Genomic DNA, 17,443 nt, shown 5'->3' on the forward strand with positions numbered 1-17,443 from the left:
GCCGGCGCCTCAGCGGCCCGCCGCCGCGGTCGTCAGCGCCGCCAGCGTGTCGTCCGGGCGCGGCACGCCGGCCTGGCGCGCCTGCGGCACCACGCTGCGCAGCAGTTCGGTCAGCAACTGCGTCTTGCGCGCGCCGCGGTCGAAGTAGTTGTCGACGGCCGCGACCGCAGCCTGCAGATCGGACTGCGCCGTGTCGAACTGGCGACTCATCAATGCCAGCCGCGCGTTGAGCAACCGGAGCTTGAGGTTCTCGCGCAGGAAGAATCCCTGCTCGGGCGCCAGCAGCATGGCCTGCGGCTGGTCGATGCGCGTCACGCGCAGCAGGGTGCGCGTCTCCGCCCACAGGCCCTGCCACCAGTCGCCCAGTTCCGCGCGCAGGCCGCCGACCGGAGCCGCCGACGCTGCGGCACTGGCCGGCGAGGGGGCAACGCGCGCGACCGCACGCGGCGCCTTCGCTTCGGCCAGGCGCTGCGGATCGAGCACCTGCAGCGGCGCCTCGTCGACCAGCCGCGCGGCCTCGTCGAGCTTGATCGCCAGCGAGGCGATGTCGGCCACGCTCACGGCCTTGACGCGATCGAGGTCGCGCGCGATCGCGCGTCGCACCGGTTCGAGCCGCGGCTGGCTGACGCGCGCGAGGCGCTCGTCGGCCGCCTTCAGCGCCGCCACCAGCGGCGCGGCGCTGCCGGTGATGGCGGTCTGCTGCAGCGCGACGCGGATGCCGGCATCGATGTCGACCACCAGGTTCTCGTCCCGTGCACGCGACAGCGACTGGATCAGTTCTTCGAGCTGGCCACGCTGCGCGGTGATCTCGGCCAACCGGCTCTCCGTCAGCGTGACCTTGGCCACCGCGTCGCGCGACAGCTCCTGGGCCTGCTTGGCCAGCAGCTGGGCCTCGGCGGCCTGACCGGCGCTGTCCTGCTGGCGTCGAACCAGCTCCTGCTCCAGCGTGCGCACCCGGCGCTGGCCGTACCAGGCCATCGACAGTGCGGTCACGCTGACCAGCAACAGCAGCAGCATCAGCCCCAACTGCAAGCGCCGCGACCGCGTCGAACGGGTCGCTGGCTGGACGACGACCGGCACAGCGTGCGGAGGATGGGGCGCGGGCGGCGCGACAGGGGGCTCTGGGGACTCGCTCACGGTGCTAACGATTCTATCGGCCGCTCTCCATCGGACCGTGACACACCGATCGCGGCGACCACCGCCTCCAGCGTCGGGGGCGCCTCGATCACCCGGCCGAAGCCAGCCCTGCGCGCGCGCTGGGCGATGCGCGGATGCGTCGCCAACGCCTGCGCGGTCCGCCAGTCGGGTGCGGTGCCGGCGGCCGCGGCCAGCGCGTCGAGCTGATCGATGGCCTCCGAACTGCTGAACAGCCACACGTGCTCGACCGGTGCCGCCAGTGCAGCGGCCCACAGCGCCTGCCCCGCTGCATCCAGCCGCGGTGGCGCGCGACGGTAGGCGGCCACGAGGTCGATGCTGGCCCCGGCGTCGCGCAGCACCTGCGACAGCCACTCGCGGCCCTGGCCCTGCGCCTCCCCGTCGACGCTGCCGCGCACGATCAGCACCGAGCGGCCCTGCCACGGGCCCTGCGGGCCGAGCACGGCCCACAGGGCCTCCGAATCGAAGCGCCCCGCGTCGGGCGGCGGCTCGACGATCGCGCCCGGCGCCACGCCGGCCGCACGCAAGGCCGCGCTGGTGCCCGGCCCCGGCGAGCCGAAGCGCAGCGTGGCCTGCCACTCACAGCCGGCCGGCCGCTGCGAAAAGAACTGCGTCACTGCATTCGGGCTCACGAACACCAGCAGGCTGCGCTGCGGCAGCGTCTGCCATGCCAGCCGCACCGGCGCCGGGTCGGCCGGCGCCTCGATCGCGATCAGCGGCAAGGCCGCCGCCGCGACCCCGCGCTCGGTCAGCCGCGCCACCCACTCGCGTGCCTGCTCCTCGGGACGGGTGACGAGCACGCGCATGCGGCGGAGACCCGTCGAGACAAGACCGTTCAGAGCGCCGCCAGCAGCGCGTCGCCACCGCGCTGGCGCAACTGCTGCGCCACCGCGAGGCCCAGCGCCTCGGCCGCGGCGGTGTCGGCCACAGCCGCGCCGGCCTCGGCGTGCACCAGCGCGGGCGCGGCCTCGGCCACGCTGCCGAGCGCCGCCCGCAAGACCAGCCGGCCGTCGGCCTGCCATTGCGCATGCGCCGCCAGCGGCATGCTGCAGCTGCCGCCCAGTGCGCGCGAGACCGCGCGCTCCGCATGCACCGCCAGCCAGCTCGGCTCGTGCGTCAGCGCCCGCAGGGCGGCCCACAGCGCCGGATGGCGCTCGGGCGCATCGGCCCGCAGCTCGATGCCGAGCGCCCCCTGGCCCGCAGCGGGGATCATCGCGTCGGCCTCGAACACGCTGCGGATGCGCTCGGCCAGGCCCAGGCGCTTCAGGCCGGCGGCGGCCAGCACGATGGCGTCGTACTGACCCTCGTCGAGCTTGCGCAGGCGGGTGTCGAGGTTGCCGCGCAGCGGCTCGATGCGCAGGTCGGGCCGGCGCGCCCGCAACTGGCTGAGCCGCCGCAGGCTCGAGGTGCCGACCACCGCGCCGGCCGGCAGCGCGGCCAGGTCGGCGTAGCGTGGGGAGACCCAGGCGTCGCGCGGGTCCTCGCGCTCCAGCACCGCGGCCAGCACGAAGCCGGCCGGCAGGTCCATCGGCACGTCCTTCAGCGAATGCACGGCGAGGTGGGCGTCACCGGCCTCCAGCGCGGTCTCGAGTTCCTTGACGAACAGGCCCTTGCCACCGACCTTGCTGAGCGTGCGGTCCAGGATCTGGTCGCCGCGCGTCGTCATCCCCAGCAGCTCGACCGGCTCGACCAGGCGCGAGCCGAGCAGGGCACGCACATGCTCGGCCTGCCACAGCGCCAACCGGCTCTCGCGGGTCGCGATGACCCAGGCTTGTGTGCTCGCTTCCATGCGGGAATGCTAGCAGCGCCTCGGGCCGCACCGAAGCCGCTGGCATGAGCGCTGCTAGCATCCTTGCGCCTTCGGGCCAGCCCCTTCCACTCGACCCTCCTTCCGCCCATGGCCACCGCCAAGACCCCCCGCAGCGCCGACCGCGGCGCCGACAAGAACCGCCCGCTGATCGAGGACATCCGCCTGCTCGGCCGCATCCTGGGCGACGTGATCCGCGAGCAGGAAGGCGCACTGGCCTTCGAGCTGATCGAGCGCATCCGCCAGCTCGCCGTGGCCTACCGGCTCAAGCGCGACACCCAGGCCGGCCGCGCACTCGACCGGCTGTTGAAGAACCTGTCGGTCGAGCAGGCGGTGTCGGTGGTGCGCGCCTTCAGCTACTTCTCCCACCTCGCCAACCTGGCCGAGGACCGCCACCACGTGCGGCGTCGCGAGCACCACGAGCAGCTCGGCCACGTGCAGGAGGGCTCGCTGGCGATGAGCTTCGAGCGGCTCGCCAAGCGCGGCGTGCGCGCCACCGAGATCGCCGAGCTGCTGGGCCACGCCTATCTGTCGCCGGTGCTCACCGCCCACCCGACCGAAGTGCAGCGCAAGAGCGTGCTCGACGCCGAGCGCGCGGTGGCCGAGCTGATCGGCGCGCGCGACACGCTGCCGACGCAGCGTGAGCGCGCCGCCAACGAGGCGATGCTGCGCGCCCGCGTGACGCAGTTGTGGCAGACGCGGCTGCTGCGCACCTCCAAGCTCAGCGTCGCCAACGAGATCGACAACGCGCTGTCGTACTACCAGAGCACCTTCCTGCGCCAGATCCCCAGGCTCTATGCCGAGCTCGAGGCGCTGCTGCCCGGCTTCGAGGTCGCGCCGTTCTTCCGCATGGGCAACTGGATCGGCGGCGACCGCGACGGCAACCCCAACGTCACCGCCGAGACGCTGCGACTCGCGCTGGCGCGCCACAGCGAGACGGTGCTGCGCTTCTACCTGACCGAGGTGCACGAACTCGGCGCCGAGCTGTCGATCTCGGCGCTGCTGGTGCAGGTCACGCCCGAGCTGCAGGCGCTGGCCGACCGCTCCGGCGACCACAACGCGCACCGGCTCGACGAGCCCTACCGCCGCGCGCTGATCGGCGTGTACGCACGCCTCGCCGGCACATTGACGGCGCTGACCGGCACCGAGGCGCTGCGCCACGCGGTCGCGCCGTCCACGCCCTATGCGACCGCCGAGGAGCTGCTGGCCGACCTGCGCACCGTCGAGGCCTCGCTGGCCTCGCACCACGGCGCGGCGCTCGCGGCGGCGCGCCTCAAGCCGCTGATCCGCGCCGTGCAGGTGTTCGGCTTCCACCTCGCCACCGTCGACCTTCGCCAGAGCTCCGACCAGCACGAGGCGGTGCTCGCAGAGCTGATGGCCGGCGCCCGCATCGAGGCCGACTACGCGGCGATGCCCGAGGAGGCCAAGGTCGCGTTGCTGCTGGGCCTGCTGAACGACGCGCGCAGCCTGCAGGTGCGCGGCGCCGTCTACAGCGAGCGCACGCGCGGCGAGCTGGCGATCTTCGAGGCCGCGCGCGAGGGCCGGGCCCTCTATGGCCACGCCGCGATCCGCCACTGCATCATCTCCCACACCGAGACGGTGAGCGACCTGCTGGAAGTGCTGGTGCTGCAGAAGGAAGCCGGCCTGCTGCAGGGCACGCTCGACACCGACGCACGCTGCGACCTGATCGTCGTGCCGCTGTTCGAGACCATCACCGACCTGCGCCAGGCCGCGCCCATCATGCGCGAGTTCTACGCGCTGCCGGGCGTGCTGCCGCTGGTGCTGCGCAGCGGCGCCGACCAGTACTGCGAGCAGGACGTGATGCTCGGCTACTCCGACAGCAACAAGGACGGCGGCTTCTTCACCAGCAACTGGGAGCTCTACCGCGCCGAAACCGCGCTGGTCGAGCTGTTCGAGCCGCTCAAGCGCGAGCACGGCCTCACGCTGCGCCTGTTCCACGGCCGTGGCGGCACCGTGGGCCGCGGCGGCGGCCCGAGCTACCAGGCCATCCTGGCGCAGCCTCCGGGTACCGTGAACGGCCAGATCCGCCTCACCGAGCAGGGCGAGGTGATCGCATCGAAGTACGCCAACCCCGAGATCGGCCGGCGCAATCTCGAAACGCTGGTAGCGGCGACGCTGGAGGCCACGCTGCTGCCGCCGAAGCGCCACGCGCCGAAGCTGTTCCTCGACACCGCCGACACGCTGTCGCAGCTCAGCATGGCGGCCTACCGCAAGCTGGTCTACGAAACCCCGGGCTTCGCCGACTACTTCTTCGCCGCCACGCCGATCCGCGAGATCGCCGAGCTCAACATCGGCTCGCGGCCGGCCTCGCGCAAGGCCACGCGCGCCATCGAAGACCTGCGCGCCATCCCCTGGGGCTTCAGTTGGGGCCAGTGCCGCGTGGCGCTGCCGGGCTGGTACGGCTTCGGCTCGGCCGTCGAGGGCTTCCTGGGGGATGCGCCCAAGCAGCGCAAGGAGCGCCTCGCGCTGCTGCAGCGCATGCACGCGCAGTGGCCCTTCTTCGGCACGCTGCTGTCGAACATCGACATGGTGCTGGCCAAGAGCGACCTGGCGATCGCGACGCGCTACGTGGAGCTGGTGCCGGACAAGCGGGCCGCGAAGAAGATCTTCGCGGCCGTCCAGGCCGAATGGCAGCGCACCGATGCCGTGCTGGCCGCCATCACCGGCGAGCCGCGCCGGCTGGCCGGCAACGCCGCGCTGGCGCGCTCGATCGAGCACCGCCTGCCCTACATCGACCCGCTGAACCACCTGCAGGTCGAGCTGATGCGCCGCTACCGCGCCCAGCAGGGTCGCGGCGAGCTGCACGAGCGCGTGCAGCGCGGCATCCACATGTCGATCAACGGCGTGGCGGCCGGGCTGCGCAACTCCGGCTGAACCGGCTCAGCGTGCCGGGTCGGCCGATCCGGCCGGGGACGGCGCGGCCGCCGCTTCGTGGGCGTGCTCGTGGTGCGCTTCGCCGCTGGCGTGATGGTGCTCTTCCGTCAGCGTGGACATGAGCGCCATCGCGCCCAGGCCGGCGGCCAGCCAGGCGAGCTGGGTCAGCGTCTCGCGCCACGCCAGCCGGCGCTGCAGCTGCGGGATCAGGTCGGCCACCGCCACGTAGATGAAGCTGCTGGAGGCAATGACCAGCAGGTAGGGCACCCAGGGATCGAAGGGCTGGATCACGAAGTAGCCCAGCACACCGCCGACCACTGCCGCAAGCCCGGAGATCGCGTTGTAGACCAGCGCACGGGCACGCGAGAAGCCGGCGTTGAGCAGCACCATGTAGTCGCCCACCTCCTGCGGGATCTCGTGGGCGATCACCGCCACCGCGGTGGCCACGCCCAGGTGCGGGTCGGCGAGGAAGGCGGTGGCGATCAGCACGCCGTCGCAGAAGTTGTGGATGCTGTCGCCGAGCAGCACGCTCCAGCCGCCGCGGCCGGCCTGCTCGGCGTCGAAGTGGTGGTGGTGGTGGTGGCCGTCGCCCTCGTGGTGGTGGCTGTGGCGGTAGAGCTCGACCTTCTCGAGCAGGAAGAAGAACAGCAGGCCGCCGAGCAGCGTGGCGAACAGCGCCTGCGGCGAGCCGCCGGTCTCGAAGGCCTCGGGCAGCAGCTTGAGCAGCGCGGTGCCGAGCAGCACACCGGCCGACAGGCTGACCAGGTGGCGCACGATCAGCGACAGCACCGAGACCGTCAGGCCGGCCGCGATCACGACCGACAGCACGCCACCGGCGAAGGTGGCCAGCACGATCCACAACAGGGTCATCGACATGTTCTTCTTTCTTCTCTCACTCTCGCTCGCTGCTCGGACCGCAGTGTGCGTCGTCGGGCAAAACAAAGCCGCGCCCGAAGGCGCGGCTCGCTCTGGGGGCCGGCGGCCGGATCAGGCCACGCCGTTCGCCCTGAACCAGACCAGGCAGCGCTTCCAGCCATCGTCGGCCGCCTCCTTGCGGTAGCTCGGTCGGTAGTCGGCATGGAAGGCGTGCGGCGCGTCGGGGTAGACGACGAACATCGACTGCTTCGCCGCGGCGTTCCCGGCCGCCAGCGCCGATTTCATCTTATCAACGGTGTCAAGCGGGATGCCGCCGTCCTTCTCGCCATAGAGGCCGAGCACCGGGCCGTTCAGGCTGCCGGCGACGTCGACCGGGTGCTTCGGCGCGAGCGGCGTGGCCTCGCCGACCAGGCGGCCGTACCAGGCCACGCCGGCCTTCACCTGCGGGTTGTGCGCGGTGTAGAGCCAGGTGATGCGCCCGCCCCAGCAGAAGCCGGTGACGCCGAGCCTGGCGCGGTTGCCGCCATTCGCGGCCGCCCACGCGACGGTGGCGTCGAGGTCCTGCATCGTCTCGGCGTCGCCCTTCTTCGACACCACCTCGGCGATCAGCTTCGGGATGTCGCTGTAGGCCTTGGCATCGCCCTGGCGCACGAACATCTCGGGCGCGATCGCGAGGTAGCCTTGCTTCGCGAAGCGCCGCGCGACGTCGGCGATGTGCTCGTGCACGCCGAAGATCTCGCTGATCACCAGAACGATGGGCAGGTCGCTCTTGCCGGCCGGCGCGGCGCGGTAGGCCGGCAGCGCGAAACCACCGACCGGGATGCTCACCGGTCCGGCCGTCAATCCGGCCGTGTCGGTGGTGACGGTCTGCGCCGAGACCGGCAGCACCGCGGCGGCGAAACCCGAACCCAGCGAAGTGGCGACGAAATCGCGTCGGCTGAACTCACGGGTCGGGGTCAGGCTGTCGAGATCCTGCTTCAGCATCGTTCGCTCCAGTGTCGGGATGCGGCGGATTCTAGGAAGAGGCTGTCGGCCCTGCCGCAGTGGGGGCAGCGTCACCGATTGCAGGGACAATCCCGACCATGCCGACGAACGCCCTGCCCGAGTTCCCCGAAGCCGCCCCGCTGGCCGCCATCGACATCGGCTCCAACAGCTTCCGCCTCGAGATCGGCCAGCTGACCCGGGGCCGCTACAAGCGCATCGACTACCTGAAGGAGACCGTGCGGCTCGGCGGCGGGCTCGACGCCGACGGCCGCCTGAACGAGGAGGCGCAGCTGCGCGGCCTGGCCTGCCTGGCGCGCTTCGCGCTGCGGCTGCGCGGCTTCGCGCCGGCCCAGGTGCGCGCCGTGGCGACCCAGACGCTGCGCGAGGCCCGGAACCGCGACGCCTTCCTGGCGCGAGCGCGCACCGTGCTCGGCCACCCGATCGAGGTCATCTCGGGCCGCGAGGAAGCCCGCCTCATCTTCGCCGGCGTGGCGCGACTGCAGCCGAGCGAGCGGCCGCGCATCGTGATCGACATCGGCGGCCGCTCCACCGAGATGATCCTCGGCCAGGGCCGCACGCCGCGCCAGGCCGAGAGCTTCCAGGTCGGCAGCGTGAGCCTGTCGATGCGCTACTTCCCCGACGGCCGCTTCACCGCTGACGCCTTCCGCGCCGCGCAGGTGGCGGCCGGCGCCGAGCTCGAGGAGGCGCTGCAGCCCTTCGCACCGGGACAGTGGATCGAGGCGCTGGGCTCCTCGGGCACGGTGGGTGCGGTGTCACAGCTGCTGGCGGCCAACGGCATCAGCGACGGCGTCATCACCCCGGTGGGCCTGCGCTGGTGCATCGAGACCTGCCTTGCCGCCGGTCACCAGGACGCGCTGGACCTGCCAGGACTCAAGCCCGAACGCCGCGCGGTGCTGGGCGGCGGCCTGTCGATCCTCTACACGCTGGCACTGCAGTTCGGCATCGACGCGCTGCAGCCTGCACGCGGCGCCCTGCGCCAGGGCGTGCTGTTCGACCTGGCCGAGCGCCTGGAGGCGGCGCAGGCCCCGGCCCGCCACGCGCACCGGCAGGACATGCGCGACACCTCGGTGCACGAACTGCAGCGCCGCTTCGGCAGCGACCTTTCCCAGGCCGCGCGCGTGCAGCGCCTGGCCGGTTCGCTGTACCGGAGCACCTCGACGCCGCGCAACGGGCACACCGAGGCCGCGCGCGAGCTGGCCTGGGCCGCCGCGCTGCACGAGATCGGCATGTCGGTGTCGCACCACGACCACCACCGCCACAGCGCCTACCTGTTGGCGCACGTGGACGCGCCGGGCTTCTCGCAGAGCCAGCAGCGGCGCGTGGCGGAGCTGGTGCTCGGCCACCGCGGCAGCCTGCGCAAGCTCGACTCCACGCTGGACCAGGAGGCCACGCTGTGGCCGGTGCTCAGCCTCCGCCTCGCGGCGCTGTTGTGCCATGCGCGCAACGACGTGCCGGAGCGGGTGGTGGCGTTGCGGCGCACCGACGACGGCGCGCTGCTCCGCATCGACCGCGCCTGGGCCGACGGCCATCCCCGCACGATGCACTTGCTGGGCGAGGAGGTACGGGCCTGGGAACGGGCTGGCCGCCTGAAGTTGGCGGTCCGCACGGACGGCTGAGCGCCGCCGCGGTGAGAGCCGCTGCGCCTGCTCAGAGCAGGTCGGGCCCCTGCACCGCCTGCAGCACGACCTGCACCACGCCTTCGCGCTCTCGGTGCCGCAGCCACCAGACGGCGCCCTTGCGGATCGACCAGTAGCGCTCGGCTTCGGCCAGCAGCCGCGCCGCCACGAAGCCCAGCGTGGGCTGGTGGCCGATCACCAGCACCGGCTCGTTCGAGTCCGGCCAGCGTGCAGCGGCCAGCAGGTCGTCGGGCGTGCCCTCGGGGGCGAGCGCCGCCACGGTCCTGAAGCTGCGGTCGAGCGCGCGCGCCGTCTGCTGAGCCCGCAAGGCCGGGCTGACGAGCACGCGCGTCGATTCGGCCAGGCGCTGGTTCAGCCACTCGGCCATGCGCTGCGCCTGCCGTTCGCCCTTGGCGGTGAGCGCCCGCTGGGTATCGGCCTGCCCCTCGCGCAGCAGGTGCGCTTCGGCGTGACGCCAGAGGATCAGGTCCATGCCGCGTCCGGAGGCCCGCTCAGGCCGGGTGGTAGCGCGTCATCAGCGCCTGCTGGGCGCTGGGGCCGTCGGCGCCGATGCGCTCGTAGCGACCGTCGGCGAGCTGGCGCCAGGCATCGCGACGATCGTGCAGGTAGGGCAGCAGGCACTCGTCGATCACGCGCTGCCGGTCGCGCGCATCGCGCACCGGCCAGGCCACCTCGATGCGGCGCATCATGTTGCGCGTCATCCAGTCGGCGCTCGACAGGTAGAGCACTTCGTCGTCGTCGGTCGGCCCCCAGCGGAAGTACAGGATGCGGGTGTGCTCAAGGAAGCGCCCCACCACCGAACGCACGCGCACACGCTCGGTGAACCCCGGCAGGCCCGGCGGCAGCATGCAGGCCCCGCGCACGACGAGATCGATCTCGACGCCGGCCTGCGAGGCCTCGGCCAGCGCCAGCATCAGCGGCTCGTCGGTCAGCGAGTTGATCTTCACGACGATGCGCGCGGCCTGGCCGCTGCGCGCCGCCTCGGTGCAGCGCTGGATGAATCGCAGCATCTGACGGTGCAGGCTGCTCGGCGCGAGCAGCAGCTGCTTCGGCGCCTTGCCGCGCGTCAGGCTCGCGAGCTGCTGGAAAACCAGATCGATGTCGGCAGTCAGACCGCCGTCGGCCGTCAGGCAGCCGATGTCGGTGTAGAGGCGCGCCGTCCTGGGGTTGTAGTTGCCGGTCGACAGATGGCCGTAGCGCCGCAGCAGCGGGCCGCGAGCACCCGCTTCGCGGCGTGTGATCAGCAGCAGCTTGGCGTGCGTCTTCAGGCCGACGATGCCGTACACCACCTGCGCACCGACCGCCTCCAGGCGCTCGGCCCAGTTGATGTTGGCCTCCTCGTCGAAGCGTGCCTTCAGCTCCACGACCGCCATCACCTCCTTGCCGCGCCGCGCCGCCTCGAGCAGCAGGTCCATCAGGACCGACTGCGCACCGGTACGGTAGATGGTCTGCTTGATCGCCAGCACGTCGGGGTCGTGCACCGCCTCGCGCAGCAGCTGCACCACCGGCTCGAAGCTTTCGAATGGGTGGTGCATCAGCACGTCGCCCTGGCGCAGGCGCTCGAACATCGAGCCCTGGGTCCCCTCGCCGTGCGGCAGCCCTCTCGGCCAGGCCCATTCGTAGGGAGGGAAGCGCAGCGCGTCGGCTTCGGCCTGGTCGATCAGCTGGTTCAGCCGCACCAGGTTCACCGGCCCGTTCACGTGGTACAGCGCCGCATCGGGCAGGCCGAACTGCTGAAGCAGGAACTCGCTCAACTCCTCCGGACAGGTGGCCACCACCTCGAGCCGGATCGCCTGACCGAAGTGACGCGTCGACAGCGACGAGCGCAGCGCCTGGCGCAGGTTGGTCACGTCGTCGTCGACGTCGAGGTCGGAATCGCGCGTCACGCGGAACTGCGAGAAAGCCTCGACGGTGCGGCCGGGAAACAGCTCCTCGAGGTGGGCGCGGATCACGCTGGACAGCATCACGAAGGCCTGCCGCCCCGGCGCCAGCGGCTCGGGCAGGCGGATCACGCGCGGCAGCACGCGCGGCACCTTCACGATGGCGATCGAGTTGTCGCGCCCGAAGGCATCGCGCCCGCCGAGCTTGACGATGAAGTTGAGCGACTTGTTCGCCACCTGCGGGAAGGGGTGGGCCGGGTCCAGGCCGACCGGGACCAGCAGCGGCCGCACCTGGCGCTGGAAGAAGCCGTCGACCCACTGGCGCTGCGCGGCGTCGCGCTCGGCATGGTTGAGCACCACGATGCCCTCGCGCTGCAGGGCCGGCATCACCACCTCGTTGAAGGCGGCGTACTGCGCATCGATCAGCGCATGGGCCGCGGCGGCCACCTCCGCCATCTCGCGCGAGGTGATGCCCGAACCGGGGAGCCTGGACGCCTCCAGGTAGTCGGCGAAACGCACTTCGAAGAATTCGTCCATGTTGGACGAGACGATGCACACATAGCGCAGCCGCTCCAGCAGCGGCACGTCCTCGCGCAGGGCCTGGGCCAGCACGCGGCGGTTGAATTCCAGGATGGCCTGCTCACGGTTGAGCAGCGGGGGGGGCGGCGGGATCAACGGCTCGACGGGGGACTTCGGGAGGGCGCTCATTTCCAGAGTCTATGAAAGACATGAGGCAGATTCGTGACAGTCCCGTGTCCTGCGGCGGACGAGCCGGCGCGCGACCAACAAAAAAGGGGCTGCGGATGCAGCCCCTCGACAGAACCCCGACGCGTCGGGGTGCTCACACGGTCGATCAGAAGTCGTGCTTGATGCCGACGCCCAGGATCTTGGTCTTCTCGCCGGGGATCGGGCCACGGTCCGCGGCGATCGACAGGGCGGGGTTCGCGCCGGTGTCGACATCCGAGTACACGAACTGCGCGTACAGGGTCGTGCGCTTCGACAGGGCGTAGTCGTTGCTGATCACGAGGTCCTTGGACTTGCCGGTGAACACGTCGTCTTCGCCGTGATAGAACGCCACGGTCATCGTGTTCTGCGGATTCCACGCCCAGTCCACGCCGACGCCGAAGTAATCGGAGTCGGAGCTCTTGGCGCCCGTCGCATCGTCGGTCTCGGCCTTCGCGTAGTACACCTTGCCGGTCAGCGCGCCGAACGGAACCGCGAGGCCGAGGGAGAAGCGCTTGCTTTCCGCGTCGCCCGCCGCGATGCCCTTGATCTGCTGGTAGGAGCCCGACACGGTCACAGGACCAGCGTACGTGAGGCCCAAGGCCACGGTGCTGCCCTCGGAGCCGCCGCCCGCCACTTCGCCCAGGCCATAGCCGGCACGCAGCGTGACCGGGCCGAAGGCGTTGGTGTACGAGATCATGTTGCCAGTGAAGATCCCGAGGAAGTTGTTCCCGGTCACGCCGTTGCCGGCCGGGTTCTGCGTCAGGGCGTAGGGCAGCAGGGACGAGAACGATTCCTTGAAGCCGCGCGGGTCGGTGCCCAGGTCGGCCAGGATCGCCGGGCTGTACTGGCGACCCAGCAGCACGGTGCCCCAGTCGCCGGACAGGCCGACGTTGGCCTGACGACCGAAGAGCTGCAGGCCGCCGCCGAAGCGCGTGCCGCCCGTGCTGCCGTCGAAGTCGCCTTCGAGGTTGAACACGGCCTTCAGGCCACCGCCGAGGTCTTCATTGCCACGGAAGCCCCAGATGCTCGGCAGGATGCCGCCATTGGCCAGGGACGTGCGCGAGCTGTCACCGGTGCCGGTCGCGACCTTGTCCTGGTACTCGACGCCCGTGTCGATGCGACCGTAGATCGTCACATTGCTTTGGGCACTGGCCACGCCGGCCGTCGCCAGCACGGCTCCTGCGATGAGCGAGCGTTTGACAAGGGTGTGAGCCATCGTCTTTTTCGTCATGGTGTCTCCTCGTTATGGGAAGGTCTTGGATCAGTTTCGACATGTCGCGGCCAAAACCGCAGGTGTTAGCGCGCAATCGCTATGCCAGTTGCTCAATCCGCGCCGAAGAGGCCCGTCTGCGCCGCAATGGCGCAGACGAAGGGGCGAATGAGCAGCCCGAACCCAGGAAACAAGGGATAACACCAAGGGGGGGCGCAAGCATGTGTTCCCACGGCCCATGACACATTTCCGTTCCACCTGTCACACAGTGATCGGCGGGTGGAACAACCGTTCAGCGCACTTCGACTGCGGCGGCAGAGCGCGATGCGCGGCCCACCGCAGCGCTCCGCAAGCACCGTGACAGCCAGCCGGGGCAGCCTTCGGCCGCACCGATGGCTTCCCCTATGATCTGCCCGGTTCCGGCCACGCCGGGGCAGCGGCGGGAGCCGCGGGCGTGCTGTCACCCGCCCTGATTCGCCACGGGAACTGCAACAACAAGATCGGAGCGTCCGTTGAAACTCGAGACCCAAGGCCGCATCGGCCGTGCCCTTGTCGTGTCCGGCCTGCTCGGCAGCGTCACGACGGCCACCCTCGCGGCCGGCGAAGACTGGCGACTGCGCGTCGGCCCCGGCCGCATCGCCTTCCACGAACAGATCACCCTCAGCATCGGCGGCGCGCCGGTCCCCGGCGCCGGCGCCAAGCTGTCGAACGACACGACGCTGCTGGCCGAGATCGGCTACCGCTTCACGCCCGAATGGTCGGCCGGCCTGACCGTCGGCATCCCGCCCACCACCGACATCGACGGCACCGGCAGCGCCGCGGCCTTCGGGCGGTTGGGAGAGATGAAGTACGGGCCGCTGGCGCTGACTGGGCAGTACCAGTTCAACGCCGGCGGCAGGCTGCAGCCCTATCTCGGCGCGGGCGCGGTGTACTACCTCGTGATGGACGAGAAGGACGGTGCGGTCGCCGGCCTCACGGTCGACAACGCCTGGGGCTCGGTGCTGCAGGCCGGCGCGGACTACAAGCTCTCACCGACGCTGGGCCTGTTCGTCGACGTGAAGAAGCTCTTCCTCAAGACCACCGCCAGCGGCAGCCTGCCGGCGCTCGGTGGCGCCCCCGTCAAGGCCGACGCGAAACTCGACCCGCTGGTGATCCAGGCCGGGTTGCTGCTGCAGTTCTGACGGCACCAGCAGGTCGATGAACTGGTCGCACACTGAGGACCAGTCGAACTGCTGGGCACGCGCCCGCGCGCCCGCACGCGGCAGCTCCAGCGCGCGCAGCGCGGCGGTGCACAGGTCCTCGTGCAGCACGCCGCCTCGCGAGTCGCCGACCACGTCGAGCGGGCCCGCGACCGGGTAGGCCGCCACCGGCGTGCCGCAGGCCATGGCCTCCAGCATCACCAGACCGAAGGTCTCGGAGCGACTCGGAAACACGAACACGTCGGCCGCGCTGTAGATCGCCGGCAGCGCGCGGCGCGGCACGACGCCGCGCCAGTGCACCTGTGGGTACTGGCGCCGCAGGGTCGCCTCGACGGGACCGACGCCGTAGACGAGCTTGCTGCCGGGCAGGTCGAGCCGCAGGAAGGCCTCGAGGTTCTTCTCGTACGACACCCGCCCGACATACAGGAAGATCGGCCGCGGCAGGTCGAACTCGCTGCCCGCCACCGGCGTGAAGAGGCGCAGGTCGACGCCGTGCGACCACGACCGCAGGTGGCGGAAGCCGCGCGCCTCGAGCTCCTGCCGCATGCCCTCGGAGGGCACCATCACGCCACTGGAGGCGTCGTGGAAGCGGCGGAACCAGGCATAGCTCCAGCTCGAGGGCACCCGCAGCGCCTTGGCCAGGATGTCGGGGAAGCGGGTGTGGAAGGCCGTGGTGAAGGCGAGGCCGCGCCGCAGGCAGTGCCGGCGCGCCGCGCCGCCGAGCGGCCCTTCGGTGGCGATGTGGATCGCATCGGCGCCGGCCGCGTCGATGCGGCGCGCCACCTCGGCGCCGGGGCGCCACGCCAGCTCGATCTCGCGGTAGCCGGGGCAGGCGAAGCGGCGGAAGCCCGAGGGGTCGATCACCTCGACCTCGTGCCCCCGCTGGCGCAGGCCGTCCACCAGCTCGACCAGCGTCGTGACGACGCCGTTCACCTGCGGATGCCAGGCGTCGGTGACCAGCAGCAGCTTCATGCAGCGACTCCGCGGCCGGCGGCCGCGCCGACACCCTGCGACGCCGTCGCGGCGTCACCGGCAGCCTGTGCACCCCATGCGGCGCGGTCGCTCCAGTCCAGGATCTCCAGCCGGCCGTCGAGGTGTTCGACCAGCGCGGTGAGGCTCTCGACCCAGTCGCCGTCGTTGGCGTAGAGGATGCCGTCGATGTCGCGCAGCTCCGCGTGGTGGATGTGGCCGCAGACCACCCCCTGGACGCCGCGCCGGCGCGCCTCGCGCGCGACCGCCTGCTCGAAGTCGCCGATGAAGCTGACCGCGCGCTTGACCTTGAGCTTCAGGTATTTCGACAGGCTCCAGTACGGCAGCCCGAGCCGGGCCCGCAGCGAGTTGAAGTGCCGGTTCAGCCGAAGCGTGAACTCGTAGGCCGAGTCGCCCACGTAGGCCAGCCACTTGGCGCACTGGATCACGCCATCGAAGTGGTCGCCGTGGGTGATCCACAGCTGCCGGCCATCGACGGTGGCGTGCACGCAGTCGTCCACCACCTCGATGCCGCCGAAGCTGTGGCCGAGGTACTTGCGCGCGAACTCGTCGTGGTTGCCAGGCACGAACACCACGCGGGTGCCCTTGCGCGCCTTGCGCAGCAGCTTCTGCACCACGTCGTTGTGCGCCTGCGGCCAGTACCAGCTGCGCCGCAGCTGCCAGCCGTCGATGATGTCGCCGACGAGGTAGAGGTGGCGGCTGTCGACGGCCTTCAGGAAGTCGAGCAGTGCGGCGGCCTGGCAGCCCGGCGTGCCCAGGTGCACGTCGGAGATCCAGACGCTGCGGACCCGCAAACGCCCTTCCCCCTCGTCGTCCGACGGCGACAGCGGCGACGCGAGGGGCGCGAGGGGCGCGAAGTGTGCGGTGCCCGACGGAGCCGCCGCTTGCGTGTCCACGGTTCGGAAGGAAAGAGACGCCCATCGCATGGACCGCCATGGTCACGCCGGCCGATGACGCGCCGGCGTCCGGCGCATGACGTTTCGATGACCGCAGCGCCGCCGACAGCCCTTCGGCGCGGCAGAACTTTGGCAGGGGCGACGGCGGCGAGCGTTGTTATCGTTCCGGCATGCCGTTCCTTTCCCTGCCTGTGGTCTTCCCCACGCGCCGCATGACTGCGCTGCTGGCGCTGCTGATGCTGTCGTCGGCCTCCCCCGCCGCACCCTATGCCTACATCACCAACCAGGGCGATCACAGCGTGTCGGTGATCGATCTGGCGAACGACCGCGTGACGGCGACCATCCCGGTGGCCCGCTCGCCGGCCGGCGTGGTGGCGGTCGGGCGGGTCGGCAAGGTGTTCGTCACCGCGCCGGACAGCAACGCCGTGTCGGTGATCGACATGCGCACGCAGCGTGTGATCGACACGCTGCCGGCCGGCCAGGGCGCGGTCGGCATCGACGCCTCGGCCGACGGCCGGCGCGTCTATGTGGCCGACTGGTTCGGCCGGCATCTGCTGGGCTTCGACACCGCTACGCACCAGGAAACCCTGCGGGTGCCGCTGGGCCGCGCGCCGGCCGGCGTGGCGGTGGCGGCCGACGGCGCGACCGTCTATGTGGCCGAGCGCGACGACAACCTCGTGGCGCTGGTCGACGTGGCCAGCGCTTCGGTGCGGGCGCGCGTGCCGGTCGGCGAACATCCGTTCGCGCTGCTGCTCGACGGCCCGCGCCAGCGGCTCTACGCGCTGAACGTCTACAGCGACGACCTGACGGCCATCGACGTGCGCGATGTGGCAGCGCCGCGCGTGATCGGCCGCGTGAAGGTGGGCAAGGCGCCCTACGGCGCCGCGCTGGCCCAGGGCGGCCGGCGACTGTACGTCACCAATCAGCGCGACGACACCGTGTCGGTGGTCGATCCCGACACACTCACGCTGGTACAGACCCTGACGGGCTTCGGCTACCCGGAAGGCGTAGCCTCCTCGGGCGACCACGTGCTGGTGGTGAACTGGATGGACGAGAATGTTTCGGTGCTCGACGCGGCCACCGGACAGCTCTTGCGCCGCGTGAACACCGGCAGCAACCCGCGCGGCTTTGGCGCCTTCGTCGGTGCACCGGTCGCACCCTGAATCG

At 71.2% G+C, this 17,443-nt stretch carries 13 protein-coding genes and 1 pseudogene; 4 read left to right on the forward strand and 10 right to left on the reverse strand.

Features of this window, described 5'->3' with window-relative positions; all coding sequences use genetic code 11:
• Nucleotides 1-9 precede the first annotated feature (9 nt).
• The 3 genes from MPE_RS15135 to hemC form a co-directional block, all read right to left on the reverse strand.
• Entirely contained in the window at nucleotides 10-1,017 is a 1,008-nt protein-coding gene (locus MPE_RS15135) for a uroporphyrinogen-III C-methyltransferase (protein ID WP_148211069.1), read from the reverse strand.
• Nucleotides 1,018-1,133: 116 nt separating this feature from the next.
• Nucleotides 1,134-1,961, reverse strand: a complete 828-nt coding sequence (locus MPE_RS15140) for a uroporphyrinogen-III synthase (protein ID WP_011830577.1) — start codon at nucleotides 1,959-1,961, stop codon at nucleotides 1,134-1,136.
• A 29-nt stretch (nucleotides 1,962-1,990) separates the two neighbouring features.
• Entirely contained in the window at nucleotides 1,991-2,944 is a 954-nt protein-coding gene (gene hemC / locus MPE_RS15145) for a hydroxymethylbilane synthase (RefSeq protein ID WP_011830578.1), read from the reverse strand.
• A gap of 108 nt (nucleotides 2,945-3,052) precedes the next feature.
• Between hemC and ppc the strand changes: the two genes are divergently transcribed.
• Complete coding sequence (gene ppc, locus MPE_RS15150) at nucleotides 3,053-5,857, forward strand: phosphoenolpyruvate carboxylase (protein WP_011830579.1); 2,805 nt, start codon at nucleotides 3,053-3,055, stop codon at nucleotides 5,855-5,857.
• 6 nt (nucleotides 5,858-5,863) lie between these two features.
• Here the strand turns inward: ppc and MPE_RS15155 are convergent, their stop codons facing one another.
• Complete coding sequence (locus MPE_RS15155; protein ID WP_049820910.1) at nucleotides 5,864-6,727, reverse strand: ZIP family metal transporter; 864 nt, start codon at nucleotides 6,725-6,727, stop codon at nucleotides 5,864-5,866.
• Nucleotides 6,728-6,844: 117 nt separating this feature from the next.
• Entirely contained in the window at nucleotides 6,845-7,717 is an 873-nt protein-coding gene (locus MPE_RS15160) for a dienelactone hydrolase family protein (RefSeq protein WP_011830581.1), read from the reverse strand.
• Nucleotides 7,718-7,815: 98 nt separating this feature from the next.
• Here MPE_RS15160 and MPE_RS15165 point away from each other — a divergent pair, with 98 nt between their 5' ends.
• Nucleotides 7,816-9,354 carry a Ppx/GppA phosphatase family protein gene (locus tag MPE_RS15165; protein ID WP_011830582.1) on the forward strand — a complete coding sequence of 513 codons (1,539 nt, stop codon included), beginning with the start codon at nucleotides 7,816-7,818 and terminating at the stop codon, nucleotides 9,352-9,354.
• Nucleotides 9,355-9,385: 31 nt separating this feature from the next.
• Here the strand turns inward: MPE_RS15165 and MPE_RS15170 are convergent, their stop codons facing one another.
• From MPE_RS15170 to MPE_RS15180, 3 genes are all read right to left on the reverse strand, one after another.
• The gene (locus MPE_RS15170) at nucleotides 9,386-9,847 is read right to left on the reverse strand and encodes a SixA phosphatase family protein (protein WP_011830583.1); all 462 of its coding nucleotides are present in this window, start codon (nucleotides 9,845-9,847) and stop codon (nucleotides 9,386-9,388) included.
• Between the two features lie 19 nt (nucleotides 9,848-9,866).
• Entirely contained in the window at nucleotides 9,867-11,963 is a 2,097-nt protein-coding gene (gene ppk1 / locus MPE_RS15175; RefSeq protein ID WP_011830584.1) for a polyphosphate kinase 1, read from the reverse strand.
• Between the two features lie 145 nt (nucleotides 11,964-12,108).
• Nucleotides 12,109-13,197: a porin gene (locus MPE_RS15180; RefSeq protein WP_041930215.1), complete on the reverse strand. Its 1,089-nt coding sequence runs from the start codon at nucleotides 13,195-13,197 to the stop codon at nucleotides 12,109-12,111.
• 548 nt (nucleotides 13,198-13,745) lie between these two features.
• On the opposite strand from MPE_RS15180, the pseudogene MPE_RS15185 reads away from it, so the two are divergent.
• Nucleotides 13,746-14,309, forward strand: a pseudogene (locus MPE_RS15185) (OmpW/AlkL family protein); the annotation flags it as partial.
• Here the strand turns inward: MPE_RS15185 and MPE_RS15190 are convergent.
• Both MPE_RS15190 and MPE_RS15195 read right to left on the reverse strand, forming a co-directional pair.
• Nucleotides 14,220-15,362, reverse strand: coding sequence for a glycosyltransferase family 4 protein (locus tag MPE_RS15190; RefSeq protein WP_011830587.1), 1,143 nt, complete (start codon nucleotides 15,360-15,362; stop codon nucleotides 14,220-14,222). The pseudogene MPE_RS15185 and the gene MPE_RS15190 sit on opposite strands and share 90 nt — an antisense overlap.
• Nucleotides 15,359-16,306, reverse strand: a complete 948-nt coding sequence (locus tag MPE_RS15195) for a UDP-2,3-diacylglucosamine diphosphatase (RefSeq protein WP_011830588.1) — start codon at nucleotides 16,304-16,306, stop codon at nucleotides 15,359-15,361. The genes MPE_RS15190 and MPE_RS15195 overlap by 4 nt, the downstream gene beginning before the upstream one ends.
• Before the next feature lie 140 nt (nucleotides 16,307-16,446).
• Between MPE_RS15195 and MPE_RS15200 the strand changes: the two genes are divergently transcribed.
• The gene (locus MPE_RS15200) at nucleotides 16,447-17,439 is read left to right on the forward strand and encodes a YncE family protein (RefSeq protein ID WP_011830589.1); all 993 of its coding nucleotides are present in this window, start codon (nucleotides 16,447-16,449) and stop codon (nucleotides 17,437-17,439) included.
• Nucleotides 17,440-17,443 lie beyond the last annotated feature (4 nt).

Origin of the sequence: Methylibium petroleiphilum PM1 (genome assembly GCF_000015725.1) — a bacterium.
Lineage (GTDB): Bacteria > Pseudomonadota > Gammaproteobacteria > Burkholderiales > Burkholderiaceae_C > Methylibium > Methylibium petroleiphilum.